At 50.0% G+C, this 13,779-nt stretch carries 15 protein-coding genes and 1 pseudogene; 3 read left to right on the forward strand and 13 right to left on the reverse strand.

Going from position 1 to position 13,779, the window contains the following annotated elements; translation table 11 throughout:
• Positions 1-19: 19 nt before the first annotated feature.
• Both ACFGVR_RS14900 and ACFGVR_RS14905 read right to left on the reverse strand, forming a co-directional pair.
• The gene (locus ACFGVR_RS14900) at positions 20-1,108 is read right to left on the reverse strand and encodes a type I restriction endonuclease (protein ID WP_448698109.1); all 1,089 of its coding nucleotides are present in this window, start codon (positions 1,106-1,108) and stop codon (positions 20-22) included.
• A 4-nt stretch (positions 1,109-1,112) separates the two neighbouring features.
• Complete coding sequence (locus tag ACFGVR_RS14905) at positions 1,113-1,397, reverse strand: hypothetical protein (RefSeq protein WP_448698110.1); 285 nt, start codon at positions 1,395-1,397, stop codon at positions 1,113-1,115.
• A 120-nt stretch (positions 1,398-1,517) separates the two neighbouring features.
• Here ACFGVR_RS14905 and ACFGVR_RS14910 point away from each other — a divergent pair.
• Positions 1,518-3,065: pseudogene (locus ACFGVR_RS14910) on the forward strand (DNA translocase FtsK); the annotation flags it as partial.
• A gap of 8 nt (positions 3,066-3,073) precedes the next feature.
• Here the strand turns inward: ACFGVR_RS14910 and ACFGVR_RS14915 are convergent.
• The 10 genes from ACFGVR_RS14915 to ACFGVR_RS14960 all read right to left on the reverse strand — a co-directional run bounded on the left by ACFGVR_RS14915 (position 3,074) and on the right by ACFGVR_RS14960 (position 11,661).
• On the reverse strand, positions 3,074-3,280 hold the full coding sequence (locus ACFGVR_RS14915; RefSeq protein WP_448698111.1) for a hypothetical protein: 207 nt from the start codon (positions 3,278-3,280) through the stop codon (positions 3,074-3,076).
• A gap of 38 nt (positions 3,281-3,318) precedes the next feature.
• Positions 3,319-4,236, reverse strand: a complete 918-nt coding sequence (locus ACFGVR_RS14920) for a hypothetical protein (protein ID WP_448698112.1) — start codon at positions 4,234-4,236, stop codon at positions 3,319-3,321.
• Positions 4,237-4,240: 4 nt separating this feature from the next.
• A complete protein-coding gene (locus ACFGVR_RS14925; RefSeq protein WP_448698113.1) occupies positions 4,241-4,747 on the reverse strand; it encodes a hypothetical protein in 507 nt (168 codons plus the stop codon).
• Positions 4,744-6,546: a DnaJ domain-containing protein gene (locus ACFGVR_RS14930; protein ID WP_448698114.1), complete on the reverse strand. Its 1,803-nt coding sequence runs from the start codon at positions 6,544-6,546 to the stop codon at positions 4,744-4,746. Before ACFGVR_RS14930 ends, ACFGVR_RS14925 begins: the two co-directional genes overlap by 4 nt.
• A complete protein-coding gene (locus ACFGVR_RS14935; RefSeq protein WP_448698115.1) occupies positions 6,536-7,441 on the reverse strand; it encodes a DUF4407 domain-containing protein in 906 nt (301 codons plus the stop codon). The genes ACFGVR_RS14930 and ACFGVR_RS14935 overlap by 11 nt, the downstream gene beginning before the upstream one ends.
• Positions 7,438-8,673: a DUF4407 domain-containing protein gene (locus tag ACFGVR_RS14940; RefSeq protein WP_448698116.1), complete on the reverse strand. Its 1,236-nt coding sequence runs from the start codon at positions 8,671-8,673 to the stop codon at positions 7,438-7,440. The genes ACFGVR_RS14935 and ACFGVR_RS14940 overlap by 4 nt, the downstream gene beginning before the upstream one ends.
• 1 nt (position 8,674) lies before the next feature.
• Positions 8,675-9,088, reverse strand: coding sequence for a hypothetical protein (locus ACFGVR_RS14945; protein ID WP_448698117.1), 414 nt, complete (start codon positions 9,086-9,088; stop codon positions 8,675-8,677).
• Between the two features lie 64 nt (positions 9,089-9,152).
• Positions 9,153-9,815, reverse strand: coding sequence for a response regulator (locus ACFGVR_RS14950; RefSeq protein WP_448698118.1), 663 nt, complete (start codon positions 9,813-9,815; stop codon positions 9,153-9,155).
• A gap of 4 nt (positions 9,816-9,819) precedes the next feature.
• The gene (locus tag ACFGVR_RS14955) at positions 9,820-11,442 is read right to left on the reverse strand and encodes a tetratricopeptide repeat-containing sensor histidine kinase (protein WP_448698119.1); all 1,623 of its coding nucleotides are present in this window, start codon (positions 11,440-11,442) and stop codon (positions 9,820-9,822) included.
• 72 nt (positions 11,443-11,514) lie between these two features.
• Positions 11,515-11,661: a hypothetical protein gene (locus tag ACFGVR_RS14960; protein ID WP_448698120.1), complete on the reverse strand. Its 147-nt coding sequence runs from the start codon at positions 11,659-11,661 to the stop codon at positions 11,515-11,517.
• 338 nt (positions 11,662-11,999) lie between these two features.
• Between ACFGVR_RS14960 and ACFGVR_RS14965 the strand changes: the two genes are divergently transcribed.
• Positions 12,000-12,860: a hypothetical protein gene (locus tag ACFGVR_RS14965; RefSeq protein ID WP_448698121.1), complete on the forward strand. Its 861-nt coding sequence runs from the start codon at positions 12,000-12,002 to the stop codon at positions 12,858-12,860.
• Here ACFGVR_RS14965 and ACFGVR_RS14970 read toward each other — a convergent pair.
• Positions 12,835-13,119, reverse strand: coding sequence for a hypothetical protein (locus ACFGVR_RS14970; RefSeq protein WP_448698122.1), 285 nt, complete (start codon positions 13,117-13,119; stop codon positions 12,835-12,837). The two genes, ACFGVR_RS14965 and ACFGVR_RS14970, sit on opposite strands and share 26 nt — an antisense overlap.
• 6 nt (positions 13,120-13,125) lie before the next feature.
• Between ACFGVR_RS14970 and ACFGVR_RS14975 the strand changes: the two genes are divergently transcribed.
• Entirely contained in the window at positions 13,126-13,764 is a 639-nt protein-coding gene (locus tag ACFGVR_RS14975; protein ID WP_448698123.1) for a DUF4236 domain-containing protein, read from the forward strand.
• The last annotated feature ends 15 nt before the right edge of the window (positions 13,765-13,779 follow it).

Raw genomic sequence — 13,779 nt, forward strand, 5'->3', positions numbered from 1 at the left:
CCATATTTATTTTGATAGTTTATTCTATTGGTACAACTTTTAGTTTTTCGAGACGCGACAAGGCTGTCAACAGTACGTCCGAGTATTTATAGATGTCATCCAGGGAGGCAAGCTCGTAACGGACTTCTTTTTTGTGGTCATCAAGAATGCAGAGATGGTCTTTTGAACCACCGAGGTAGAGGCGGCAGACGGTTTTGCGGTTGTTGTCGTCGAGCAGTATGACGAAATAGGACTGAGTATCGCGGTAACCGATCCTTTTAACATCTACGGTTTGGCGCAGCAGGGATTTGATGATGTAAAAAGCTTCGAGTTCGTCTTCGGTGGTAACGATCTTGGTTGCAGGCTCTGCATTAATGTTTTCTTCGATTTTGCCCGCTTCGGCGACTTCAAGCTGTTTTTCTTGTTTAAGAGCGGATTTGAGGCGTTCATTGATCGCGTCGGTAATGAGCAGGTTGAAAGAGCGTTTGATGATCGGTTCGAACTGTTCTTTGACTTTGGCGGTCAGTACACCGGAATAGATTTGCCGGGTAAAGAAGGAGACGAACTGATCCGATGGGTTGGCAAGTTCGCGGGTTAGCAAAGTTTTGAGTTCGTTGAGGTATTTGAGCTCGCTAGCTGTATTGGTGATACTGTCGACGTCAAAATAGGACTTGTGGAATTTTTTGAGCTCGGCGATCTCGGTTTCCTTGATCTCTGTGATGACGAATTCAAAAAAGGGCGTGCTGTCCATTTTATTCTTTTCAACGAGGTCGGTGTAGAACCGGTAACAAAGACCATTGGTCAGCAGGGCGAATTTAGCTTTGGTCGTATGAAAATAGCGGAATAATTGGGAGTTGTGCGGGTCCAGGTTTTCCAGGTGATGTTTGCATTCTACCAAAATGGCCGGTTCACCTTCTTTCATGATGGCATAGTCGACTTTTTCACCTTTTTTGATACCGATATCGGCGATGAACTCCGGGTTAACTTCGAAAGGATTAAACACATCGTAGCCGAGGTCCTGAATAAAGGGCATGATGAGCGCGTTCTTGGTCGCTTCTTCGGTTTTAAGCTGCGGCAGTAGTTTTTCGACGCGCGCGGCGAGTTGAAGTATTTGATCTTTAAAGTCCATTGGCTTAGGCGTTAAGTTTGAAGTTTTTATCCAGTTCTTCCCGCCAGAATTGGTGACTTTTGTGCTTATGCTCGCTGGTCTGCAAGAATTTTTCAATTCCCAAGAAGATTGATTTCTCCTTCCAGTTATGTTCGGCCATGTATCTGTTAATAAAAGGAACTATTTCATAAGTTTCACTTTTGTTCAGTAAGGTACTGTCAGGTTTACCGGTTACATGCGGATCATCGGAGGGATAAGCGGTTTCTTTATAGCCTGTGTATGCCAGGTCGCTTTTAGTAAAATTTGCCATGGTTTTAATATTTGGATTAATCAAATCTAATGCTGCTTGTTTGTGTTTTTTTACGGGATGCCGTAAGCGGTGATTTGATCGCTATGCGTAGCTTTATGCATGCAAACTGAAAACGATGACTACCGCTATCCCACATTGGATCTTTTGGACGATATGGTTGCAACGGTTCCAGTCGATTCTGATCAATTAGATGCAGCAAAAAATGCGATCGTAACAACCTTAGGCTACAACGGTATCCAGGTATTGCAGATCAGTGCCTCTGTTGGTCCTACACTGACGCTGGTCGAAATCACGCCTGCGCCGGGGAACCGGGTGGTGAAGATTAAAAGCCTGGAAGCGGATCTTGCGCTTTCTCTCGCTGCAGAGGCCCGGGTGATCGGGCCTATTCCGGGCAGGGGAACCATTGGTATCGAAGTACCGCATCATAGCCCCGCAAAAGTTAGCCTGCGTTCGCTGTTAAGCACGAATTTGTTTTTTTCGACCAGCATGGACCTGCCTGTGGCTTTGGGTAAGACGATGGACAATCAGGTCTTAATTGCTGACCTGACCAAGCTTCCGCATTTGCTGATCGCAGGGGCGACTGGGCAGGGTAAGTCGATTTGCCTGCATGCTATCTTGCTTTCACTGCTCTATAAAAAGCATCCGGCAGAATTAAAATTGGTCCTGATCGATATTAGCGGCGCGGAGCTGAGCCTTTTCCGAGGCATCGAACGGCATTTTTTGGCAGTACTGCCTGGCGAAGCCGACGCAGTGATCACCGATACAGCGCAGGCCCTGCGCACCATGAACAGTTTGTGTATCGAATTAGATCGGCGTTATGCATTGCTGACGGACGCCGGCGTACGGCATATCAAAGATTATAACCAAAAACTGATCAATCGGGAGTTATCTCCAGTTGACGGTCATCGTTACCTGCCTTTCCTGGTCATCGTCATCAATGAGTTTGCAGAACTTTTAGGTCCCGGCAAGGAAATTGAAGTTCAGATCAACCGGTTGGCGCAGCTTGGCCGGCCAATCGGGTTACATTTGGTGATTGCCACCCAACGACCATCTGTCAAGGTACTGACCGGTACCATCAAAGCCAACTTTACCTCCAGGCTGGCTTTTCGGGTATTCTCGCAGGCTGATTCTCGGACCGTTCTGGATGTTGGGGGCGCGGAACTGCTCAAGGGCCAGGGGGATATGCTGTTTGCTACCGGTACGAACCTGATCCGATTACAGGGTGCTGATGTGAGTACGGCCGAAGTAAGACGGGTTACGGAATTTATCGGTGCGCAAAGGGTGTACGCAGGCGCTTTTTGTCTGCCGGAACAGCTATTGGAAAGTTTGACACATCAATCTCGGACCTTTAATCCAGATGAACGGGATCCTTTTTTCGAAGAAGCCGCCCGCTTGGTTGTTTTGCATCAGCAAGGTTCCACCTCGCTTATCCAGCGGAAGCTCAAGCTAGGTTATAACCGGGCAGGGCATATCATCGATCAATTGGAAGTTGCGGGCGTTGTTGGCCCATTCGAAGGTGCCAAAGCACGGGAAGTGCTATGCGCGGACGAGTATACACTGGAACTGTTGTTAAAAGAGCTTTGCGGCGCGCCTTCAGCAAACGCTGTAGATCAACCGGCACCAATAATAAGCGAACAACGGGGTTTTTGGAGAAGACTGTTTAAATAAGTGGATGCTTATTTGCAGGTACAGTTGGAGCGGTCAACGTAGGTTTTGTTGTTGTTGGAATTATAATAATAGCAGCCTCCGTCGGGCCCTTTGTATAGCTGCTGCCCGCTTTTATAGGTGCCGCAGGTCGAATCGCCGGGTGTGGTTTCGGAGGTTTTGGAGCAGTTGAATTGCATGGTAGCCAGAAACAACAAGCAAATAAGTATCTTTTTCATATTTAAAAGTAAAAACTGCAGATGAAGATTTTTTACGGCTAACCGTATTGGGCCTGGATGACCAATAATACGTTCATTGTGAAATAACAGAGCAATAGGGTGCAGGCACAGGTCTTGTCGAATTTGACAGCTTTGGAAGGGTGCCCGTTTTCAGCGATTTTGAGGGAGATGACGGAGAGCACCAGGGTGGCTAAAATAAATAGAAAGGTCAGGTCGTGGATTTGGTCGATAAAAGAAAAAGAGATCGTCGACGGGATATTGTTGTCCATGACGTATTTGTTGCCTACGGCGGCGAACAGGCCGCCGATGCTGAGGCCGAAGCGCTGGTCGCGCAAGGGCGGTACGAAGAAGACCAGGAACGCGACAAAAAAAGAGATGTATAGGCCGATCAGCAGCTTGAAAAACAACCCCCAGCTTTTGCGGTGGATCTCGATCTGGTAAGTGATCCGGGAAAAGCTGCTTTTGCCTTTCAGGCATGTTTCGCCAAAATCAGAATCATAATGGGCCAGGCTTTCCCGGGTGCGGATCTGGTAGATATCCCAGCCGGGTAATTTCAGGTCCTTGTAGATTTTAAAGCTTTCGGCCGATGGTTTCAGGATCATTTTGGTGGTATCGAGGCCGGCTTCGAGCTGGATCTCCAGGACCTGTTTATCGAAGGGGTAGTTCTTGAGTTTCCAGTCATGCGTGAGCGTGACTTTGCCGCTTTCGCTGGCTAGCAGCAGCTTTGTTTCGGCGCTGGCATAATAAGGATCGGAAAAAATAGTTTGTTTGGCATTGATGATCTCGACATTCTTGAGCGGGTCGAATGCCGTACGGCGGTAATTGAACCATACCCAGAAATCAGCCGTATAGGCGTATTCCTCGGGCCGAAGGTCGTACATGTTTTTCAGGTATAGTCCGGTATAGCAGGTGTCACGAGGGGCCAGGAGAAGCAGGGCAATCAGGAGCGTTTTCATGAGTTTAGTGATAAAAAGTTAGCGGAACGTTAGGCAGGACCAAACGGAAAACCATATCTAAAACTGGGCTCAAGCAAAATACAAGGCCGATGAAAATAAGCCCCCTGATCAGGAAATAACAGGCGTTGTTCAAATCCATTTCTTCGGCTTCACGGCGCATACCGAGTGTCGTGACGGCCATGGCTTTAGCGACAAAAAACCAGAGCAGGAACCACACGACGCTGAGTCCCATATACAGAGAGGCGGTTTTTGCCAGTTCCCAATAAAGATTTACCGGCATTATTTTATAGAGATTGTCAGCGGCTTCGTCCAAAAAAAGGATGGATTTGGCGCTGACCAGAATGGCTGCAACAGCCAGTGAAGCAAACCAAATCCCGTAAGCCGATTTGATCCTGAAATCGTTTTCCGATTGCGATCTGACCTGGCGCAACAATAATTGGATGGTGCTTAACATCAAGGCGGTCGTGGTGATCGCAGCAAGGGTAAGGGTAATCATTTTGATGGGATTCATGGTGCTGATTTTAAGGATATCCGCCAATAGCTGAGATCAGAAATCTCGTTAGGCAGGATACCGGGTTTAAAGAAGGAAGTGGTTTCCCACAAAGTATATTTCTCGTAACGGGCTCCGTCGTAGGGCAGGTTGATGCCGATCAGGGAATGACTGTAATGTTCGCTGCTCAATAGGGCAATGTCATAACCATAATGCGCGAGCATGGTGTATAACAACAGTGTTCGGGTATCGCAATCGCCTTTTAAGGTGGCCAAAAACTCTACAGGGGTGTTGATCCCGTACTTTTCGTTCCCGTCACATTGGGCATTTGGCGACGCCAAATAGGTGCTGATAAATTGGTCTGTGTACAGGTTGGCGTCACAGGCCTGGGGTAATACGACGGCATAAGGGATGTCTTGTACCATGCTGACCATGGTTTCGGCGAATTGTCGAGGCGACAGTTGATTGCTGGCGTGAATGCTGTCCAATAACTGATAAAGGCCGTTGAGTTTATTTTGATCGTGGAATGACAGGTCATAGAGCATTTCGTCATAAGGGACTGTCAAACTGTTTTTATAATTTTTGGCTTGGACAAATGCGCTTTTACGCATCGTATACTGCCCTTCATAACGATGCCCTTCATAATCCATCCAGTTGCGGTAATAGGTGATGAGTGAATCCGAACGGTAAGGCCGCTGTTCGCGTGCCTGTTCTCTGACCACAGGCTGTGTTGTTGGATGATAATGAAATGCTCCAATCAAAGAGAATATAAATAGTCCAAACAAAAAGATGCCCAATGTTCGGAACAACCAGACCCAACGCTGTGCCGAAATCAGCCAAAATAACCCGGCAATCGCCAGAAAGGGGATGATAAAATAAAGTTTGGCAAAAAAATAGATCAGGAAGAAACCCAGATAAACCCACCGCAGGGTAGCGGCCAGCGATGGGAGACAACCGGCGGGCCGGACTGCGGTATTCCGGCGCGGTGGTGGCGGCACATAGTCGGGGATCCAGTTGCTCCAGTAGGTGTTGCAGTCCTGATGGTAGTATTCCCTGCGCCGGTAAGTCCGGCCGTTTTCGGTCTTTTGTTCTTTCCTGCCGGTTTCACCGTAACACTCGGTCACGATGGTTTCCTGTTCATGCGTGGTCAGGTGTTTGACATAGCCATAAAATTCGGCGTGCAGGCTGCTGAAGCTATCCCCGTCGTCCTTGGTGACGTTATCCACGATCAGCTCACCGAGTGTGAGTTCCAGGATATCCAGTTCGTAATGGCTTTCGCCCGAAGCGGAAACGACAGTGGACCTGATTGGCTGCGGAACAGGGGCGCCTTTATTTCCGCCGGCCATGGCATCGAGGTAGCTTTGCGGGACGACCGCCTCGCGGTAAATATCCCCGGCACGGATGACCGCCCTGGCATCGGTGACCCTGAGGTCATATACCACTTCTTTCATGACATCGCCGGTTGCGTCATCGTTTTGCCTTCCCCGGAATTTGATGAAAAGGGTGCCTCGCATATAGAGCTTTTCCTCTTCGGTGACAGTTGTTTTTTGGGTATAGCTGCGTTGATTCCTGGAATTGGCCTTTGGTTCAGCGGCCGGCGCCGATGCCTGATAATGATCATACACAAACCTGGTATAGTTATTCCCCAGAACTTCGTAGGCCTCGTTGACCAACCTGATCTTTTCCCCATATTCGGCGTTATCAGGATGCAAGTCAGGATGATATTTTTTGGCCAAAATCCGGTATGCCTTCTTGATTTGTTCTGCAGTAGCCTCCCTGGAAATGCCCAAAACCCGGTAATAGTCGTTTTTAAAGTCCATTGTTTACGATCTTGTCGGTCAGGTCAGCGGTTTTCCGGTAGGTTGGCGCTTGCTTTTTGATCCAGTTGAACGGCGGGTCTTCGTGATCCTCGGGGAATTCCACTTCCAGCTGATACCGGGTTTGGAAGATCCGGAGATAGCGGTGCTTGAATTCCTGGTATTGGTCGGAGACCAGCTGATGGTCGCGGTTCCTTTTTTCAGTATAATACCTGCTGTTTTCGGAGATGGAATAGATCAGATAAACGGGCAGGCTGAAAATGGCCATGACGAGCAGGCAGATCAGCCAGGACAGCCGGTATTTACCGGCGATCGTGATGCGTTTGAGAAAAAAATCCGAACGGCTGATGTTATCGCGTGCCCCCTGCCGGTCGGCCTGAATCAGGCTGTCAATGACCAGGACCGTTTGGTGTCGCCGCTCCAGCCGCAGCAAATCGGGTTGATAGAGTTGATCTGTCCGGTTGACGAAGTCCTGGTATAAGCTGTCTTTATAGTTTTCGATATCGTGATCCAGTTCATCACGGAGCAAGACGATCCTCAAGGGCTGGGCCATCAGAAAGCTGATCATCAGCACGAAACAGACCCGCGTGATATTGGAGGTCGTAAAAAAGGACGTTTTATAACCGGCCGGCAGGGTTTCCTTGGAAAAGGTTTGGATGAGCAGCAGGTAGATGTTCAAAAAGGTCAGCGATAGGAAAGTCGCCAGTACGAATTCGGCGTACCAAGTATGGAACATCAGGTTAAGGGCATAAAAGACGGAGAAGAAGCTCAGCGCAAAAATGATCAGCACCAATAGACCGGACAGGTAAAATTTGGCTATATTCTGCTCTCCGGATCTTTTGAGCAGGTGATAGTCGATGCCGATAAAACTGATGATGCGGTTTTCCTGGCGGTTCATATTTCCTCTGAGATGTAATGGCCGGGGTGATCTTTGATATCATCCAGTTTTTGGTGTTTCCAGGCTTCCATCGCCTGATCGCTTAATTCGGCCTGAGTTTCCAATACCTTGATCTTTTCTTTGAGCAATTTGATCACTTCGTGGTTGATCACCTTATCCCGTTCGATCCCTTCGCCGTCCGGGTAGAAATTATGATGGACCTCGATACCATGGTTGGCCTTGAGGAGTTCCTTGATATTCTCCTCCATAAAATCGTAGGGGCCTTTGATCAGCATCAGCTTAAAGAAGATCGGCGTGAGCTCGATGGTCATGAAGAGGAGGGTGACGAAAGTGGAGATCACCCAGCCGGCGATCTCGTGGGCGAGCTTGATGCGTTCCAGCAGACCGTCCAGACCTGCGGCTACCTTTTTGCCTTTTTTTAATTCGACTTCACGCTCTGTTTCTTTTTGGTCTCGTTCTTTTTGAAGTCGTAAATAGTCCGGGCTGTTCTCCGCATCCTTGATCGCTGCGGCGGTCGCATCCATTTGTGCTTTGACCGCGAGCGCGCGCGGGCCCACCGTGATGATCCGGGCCTCTTCGATATAGTTCTTTTCCAGCGCCGCATAGCGTTCCTTTTTTTCGTTAATGTCCGTTTCGTATTTTCCGATCTCTTTATCTTTCTTCCGGATCTCGGCATTGAACAAAGAATCGGTGCGCGCTTTGTATAATTGTTCCTGCTCGATCTGCTTTTCATGCAAAGCGACATCGATCTCCGTCTTGAACATCCGGATCTCCACAGGTTTGGAGATCGTCAGCGCGATGATGGCGCCCATGATCAGTCGGGGCAGGGCGCCGACCAGTTCTTTTTTGGTGATGGCTTCCGTGCCGTCGCCCTTGCCCGTGCTGGTGACAATGAACCGGTCGATGTTGAAGATGATCGCTCCCCAAACCAGGCCAAACAAGGCCGCCTTGATCGCGGTGGCGAGGTCAGTATGGTCATAATTGCCGTTATCCGACACCGCTCTGAAGGAATCCAGCGCGCTGCCTTTGGGTTCGAAGATCGTGTAAAAGGCGTATCCGCCGGCGATCGCCGCCATAACGCCTGTGGCTACGATAATGCCGCCCAGGCAAACGTATTTGATCTGGTCGCCGTAAGTACTTTGCTCGAGGATATAACGGTCGGCGCCGGAGGCCTTCCAGAACAGGCGCATCAGCCGGGTGGATTTTTTGGATTGGTAAAATTCGTTTTGCATATCAGGTCTGGTTTAAGTTTTGGACAGAAAAACGGAACAGGGACAGTCTGGCTTGGGGTATGTTTAGCGATAGCTGGTTATTCCGGAGCGTAAAATCATCAAATTGCTTTACAGGCAGGAAATCCATCTGGCCTGTAACGGCCTCCCTGATCAATCTCACCTGGCGCCGATCGGATCCCCAGCAATTCCTGATCACGATCTCCAGTTGCCCGATCGTGTCCGGCACAGCGATGTAAGCGGAGCCTGCCCTTTTTCGGGTCTGGTAACCGAGCGCCTTAATCGTCAGTTTGTGCGTGTCTGCGACTCGCCAGGAAAGCAGGAAAAAAGCCCTGCCATCGATCACGATAACGGTATAACGCAAGGCCAGAAACCGCGGCTTTCTGAAATTTAAAAAAAGCCTTACCAGGTACTTCATGACACCAAAAATATCCGGCGCGGGACAGGTATTTTTACGGGAAGCCGTAACAGCGGAAGTATTTTTAAATCACGTGCTGGTCTTTGCAGTAGGCGACGAGTTGTTCGTTATTGGTGCAGCCTAAGGCATCGCGGACGAGGTTGAGCCTTTTTTCGACGCTACTCAGGCCGGAGGGGCGGACCCCCATCTTTTGCAGTTCGCCGGGGATATTTTTTTGGAGCACGCCGGCGGCAAGCAAACCCAGGACGGCGATATCGAACTCGGTAAAGGAATGGGCATTGTGTTTAATGGCCTGGCGCAGGTAGGCGGGGTAATATTTGCCGCCGCCGGCGATCTTTTGGATCGCTTCTTTGAGATGCTGGGCGTCGTGCCGGGCTTTTCGAACATAACCGTCGATCCCGAGCTTGCTGAACAAGTCGTCGATCACATGGATCCGGTGTTCAGCCGAGAAGACCAGGACTTTCAGGCTCGGCTGTAAGGCGCGGGCGGCGGCTATAAGGGCCTGTCCATCAGCCAGCCGCTGCGGCTGATGGTCCTCTTCGAAGAACAGGTCGGTGATCAACAGATCGTAGGGTAAGGTCGTTCGCGAGGCGATCTGCAGGGCGGCGAAGGCGTCATCGCAATAGTAAACGAAATGGAATTTGGCGATGGCCAGTTCTTCCAGGGTTTTCCGCAGCGAGATGTTCGCGCTCTCATGGTCTTCAGCTATCAGTACATGTTCTAACATAGTTTCAGGAATTGATCGGTACCGAGAGCTCGATCCTGAGCCCCTTGTTCCCGTTGACTGCAAAACTAAGGCTGCCACCGAGTGCCTGGATACGGGTTTCCGTACTGCTGAGTCCGTTCCCTTTCTGCCAGCCGGCAGGAAGGCCGGTGCCATTGTCTGAATAGTCGATCTGTAAGGTGGCTTCCGTTCTTTTGAAGCGGACGAGTACAGAAGCCGCCCGGCTGTGTTTGTCCATATTGATCATGAGCTCCTGCAGGACGGAACACAGTTCCGAAAAGACCGTCTCGGGCACGCCGCTCCAAAATGCAGGCTCGTTACCCGTCAGCAACACCCGCCTGTTCTCTCTGCCGAAAGTACTGAGCAGTTCGGTAACCTCCCGGTCGAAGGACCCGGCCGGAACTTTCCGTTCGTATGACAGGTCGCGCGACTGGTCGTACAGCAGTTCCATTTTATCAAGCAGCTCTTCCTTGCCCAATTGCTCGTGTTCGATCTCCGACATGACCCGGTAAATGCCGTTGGCCACGACGTCATGTACTTTCTTGTAGGTCCGGAGCTTATTCTCCCGGATAGCATTTTGTGCTTCGATCTGTAAGCGTTTTTTTCTTTTCAGGTACCAGATGAAGCCGCCGATCAAGGCTGCAGCCAGGGCCGCCAGTAACAGGCTCTGGATAAAGACCCGGTACCGGAGACGCAGGCCTTCGGCCTTGCTTTTTTCGGCATCATAGCGGATCAGTGCAAACTGGTTCCGGGCTGCGGCGCGGGCGGTCTGTAAGCTGTCGTTCAGGCGGCCGTAAAGGGCAAAATAGGGCTTCACCTCCTGGACGGGAACCAGGGTAATGAGTTTCTCCAGCGCTTCGAGCCGGTCATCCGGACTTTGAATATGTTCAGCCGTCTGGTAGCGTAGGCGCGCGTAATAGAGGGCCGAATCCGGGTGTGAAAGGGTATAATAATCCGCCAGGTGGAGATAACTGGCGTTCATGCCCCAAAAATCCTGCGCTTTTTGGCGGATCGCCAATGCGCGGAGCAGGTCAGGCGCCGCCCGGTAGGCGGAGTTTTGCAGCCATTGGGTTCTGGCCCGGTTGGACAGGGCGCGGGCATATTCCTTACCCGCTGGCGTACTGCCTGTTAAAATGCTGTTATAGATGGTTAAGGCATGGTCGTAATCACCTTTTTTCTGGTAAGCGTTGGCCTGGTTGTTCAGCACAATCCCACGGGTGCGGGCGTCCTGTACAAAGCGGAGGGCCTCGTTGGCGTACGTGATGGCATCCGGGTAACGCTTCAGGGCGAAGCTGTTCAAACCGAGTTCGTTGTAATCTGCCAAAAAGGTTGAGGCATGTGCAGGCTCGTCTTCCTTCAGGTAACGCAGCGAGGTCAGCAGGCTTTCCTGGCTGCCGAAATAATCCCCGGCATCGGACTGTATCTCAGCCATGCCGTTGTAACCCTTGGCGATCTGCAGGCTGTCTTTAGCGGTTGTCGCTGCCTTATTATAATAATAAAATGCAGAGTCTTTTTGCAAATCAAAAAAATGATCCGCCTTTTGCAGCTCCGGCAACAGGACGACTTTAGCCGGTTCATGCCGGCAGGCGGCCAGGCTCCATAGCGTGATCAATAGTAGGGATCTTTTCACCCCTAAAGCTATTAAATAATATCAAAAAAATAAGGCAAGATCACTCTTGCCTTATTCTTAGCGTCCCTTTATTCAGGGATGGATGTGTCCGTCTTCGCCGCCGCTGTCGGAAGTACTGTCGTTAGACATTGTGGTTACACTCTGGTGCGGATGCGCACTGTGTTTTTTGGCAGGACATACCAGGGCCAGAAAAATGGCCAGAAATATAAAATATGGCATTGTTTTAAGTATTAAATGTTTAAAAAATAGTGGCCCGGCCGCAACCTTATGCGGGCGGCGCCATCAGGTCCCAGCAGCGCTTCCGGGACCGTTTGTTTGGGAAGTGCGGGCATTGGTGGCGGCAACTTTCAACCGCTTCCCAAGCCAGTTTTCAGTTGCCGTTCCCTCTGCACGCCGATCGCTTCGAATCGATCGTTGGGTCAAAGATGTGGGGCGTAATGGCCTTAGGAGCAAGGAATTCCGTGAATTCCCATATTTCCGAAAGCGCGATAGAGAAATTACGGGAAAGCGTAAAATGCTGCGGAAAATTCCTGTAGCTTTAAATAAATTTTAGAAAAATGCGTTCGGAGTTTGCTAAGTATCAGGGTGCTATAATTGAAGACTATCATCAAAAAGTAAAACAGAGCCGAATGGCTCAGAATCTGGTGCATTTGAAAACGACGCAAATCCGGCAGGAATGTCTGGATGTGTTTGATCGGCGCTACCAGGAATCAGAAGAAGATGTTTTAAAGGGGTTTTTCGGGCAACAGAAAGGAAAGGAGGAATATCGGACGGCCATTGAAAAGTTTGATGTGGACCGGTTCCGGCAGATCAGGGCCTTGTTAAAGGATGAAGTGGCTAAGACAGATCAAAGAAATGTGGAATTGGTGGCCTGGCTGATCGATTTTCAGCCCAGACCTTTTACCAAATGGCAACAGGGGAAGAGTGGAGAAGGAGATGGGCCCGGCCCCGGCCCGGGATGGCCGGGTAAAACTGCATGGATTACGATTGCCATATCCATCACCTTTGCAGCGATATTGATTATGACTGTGCTGACCAGACCGGTTGAACCCTTGCTGCCCAAACCTGGGAAAATCATTAAGGCTACCGGCCAATGTATGTATTGGAAGGAAGATCATTACGAGGTAACCGCTTGCGGGCAAAGCCATGGGGATACGTTGACCTTGCCTTTGGACAGTACGCAACTGTTGCACCAGCGTAGGATTCATAATCCTAAGGCCAGTATTACGTATGCGTCCATAGGACACGTCTGGTATCACCGGACGCCCGATTCCCTGGAATATTTTACGGCCGGCGGGGCTTATCCCTTAGATACCAACCGGCGGCTTTTGCCTATCACGCGTTTTATGATCGATCACCATATCCTCCCTAAACATGCACAAACTATTGATCCTATTTCTCCTGATCGCCGCAAGTAACTGTGGCGGCCAGGCTGTCAGCGCACAGACCGTCAACAAGACGGACACGGTCCTCATTTGTAAAAGCAAGGCCGCGCATGCCTATCACCGTTACGAATGCGGTGGGCTGAAACATTGTACGTATCAATTGGCCAGGATGACCGTGGAACAAGCGGTCGCCAAAGGGTACCGGCCGTGTAAGATCTGTTATAGAAAATAAGCGCTTTACGGTCTCCCGTAAAAATTGCGCAGCCTCCAGGCTTAAATTCGTAAAAAGCATACTATCATGAGATGGTCTTATCATAAGTCGTTTGGCAAGGGGCCTTTTCGGGTCAACCTGTCCAAAAGCGGGGTCAGTTTTTCTGCAGGGGTGAAGGGCGCACGCATTCATGTCGGCCCGCGGGGCACCCGCGTCAGTCTCCGTTCGCATGGCGTCGGCTATAACCGGAAAGTCCAATTACCGCAAAAAGCGGGACCGGTCAGATATGCCAAATGGTTCGGTACTTATCCGTTGGTTATTTTTATATTGGTGATGCTGTTCACTTCTTTTGGCAGCAAAGCCATTGTACTGCACCCGGCGAGCGATAGCGTGTTCGTCCGGGTGAATGTGGAGGCGAATATCCGCAGAGCGGCTAATGGGCGGTCCGCGGTAATAAAAACGGCGCAAGCCGGTCAGATCTTTCGTTTATTGGATACCAGCTATAGCAGATGGTTGAAGGTTAGTTTCGCTGATTCGGCCGGTTTTATCAACCGACGCTTCGCATTCGTTGAACCGGTCCATCATGATGCGGTGACGGAAGAACGGGTCTTTTTAGCCGATCCTTACGCGGGTTATATTTTAGTGATCGGTATCGCTGCTTTTACGGTGCTGATCCGCTGGTTAGGAAAGAGAGACCGGGCACGTCTTTTGGCAATTAGTTATTAATCATATATTTTTTTA

The organism is Mucilaginibacter aureus (assembly GCF_053514885.1).

Bases quoted from the DNA above. Each gene is read 5' to 3' on its own strand.
- ACFGVR_RS14900 (WP_448698109.1), bottom strand. From the start codon at position 1,108: ATGGACTTTAAAGATCAAATACTTCAACTCGCCGCGCGCGTCGAAAAA.
- ACFGVR_RS14905 (WP_448698110.1), bottom strand. From the start codon at position 1,397: ATGGCAAATTTTACTAAAAGCGACCTGGCATACACAGGCTATAAAGAA.
- ACFGVR_RS14915 (WP_448698111.1), bottom strand. From the start codon at position 3,280: ATGAAAAAGATACTTATTTGCTTGTTGTTTCTGGCTACCATGCAATTC.
- ACFGVR_RS14920 (WP_448698112.1), bottom strand. From the start codon at position 4,236: ATGAAAACGCTCCTGATTGCCCTGCTTCTCCTGGCCCCTCGTGACACC.
- ACFGVR_RS14925 (WP_448698113.1), bottom strand. From the start codon at position 4,747: ATGAATCCCATCAAAATGATTACCCTTACCCTTGCTGCGATCACCACG.
- ACFGVR_RS14930 (WP_448698114.1), bottom strand. From the start codon at position 6,546: ATGGACTTTAAAAACGACTATTACCGGGTTTTGGGCATTTCCAGGGAG.
- ACFGVR_RS14935 (WP_448698115.1), bottom strand. From the start codon at position 7,441: ATGAACCGCCAGGAAAACCGCATCATCAGTTTTATCGGCATCGACTAT.
- ACFGVR_RS14940 (WP_448698116.1), bottom strand. From the start codon at position 8,673: ATGCAAAACGAATTTTACCAATCCAAAAAATCCACCCGGCTGATGCGC.
- ACFGVR_RS14945 (WP_448698117.1), bottom strand. From the start codon at position 9,088: ATGAAGTACCTGGTAAGGCTTTTTTTAAATTTCAGAAAGCCGCGGTTT.
- ACFGVR_RS14950 (WP_448698118.1), bottom strand. From the start codon at position 9,815: ATGTTAGAACATGTACTGATAGCTGAAGACCATGAGAGCGCGAACATC.
- ACFGVR_RS14960 (WP_448698120.1), bottom strand. From the start codon at position 11,661: ATGCCATATTTTATATTTCTGGCCATTTTTCTGGCCCTGGTATGTCCT.
- ACFGVR_RS14965 (WP_448698121.1), top strand. From the start codon at position 12,000: ATGCGTTCGGAGTTTGCTAAGTATCAGGGTGCTATAATTGAAGACTAT.
- ACFGVR_RS14970 (WP_448698122.1), bottom strand. From the start codon at position 13,119: ATGCTTTTTACGAATTTAAGCCTGGAGGCTGCGCAATTTTTACGGGAG.
- ACFGVR_RS14975 (WP_448698123.1), top strand. From the start codon at position 13,126: ATGAGATGGTCTTATCATAAGTCGTTTGGCAAGGGGCCTTTTCGGGTC.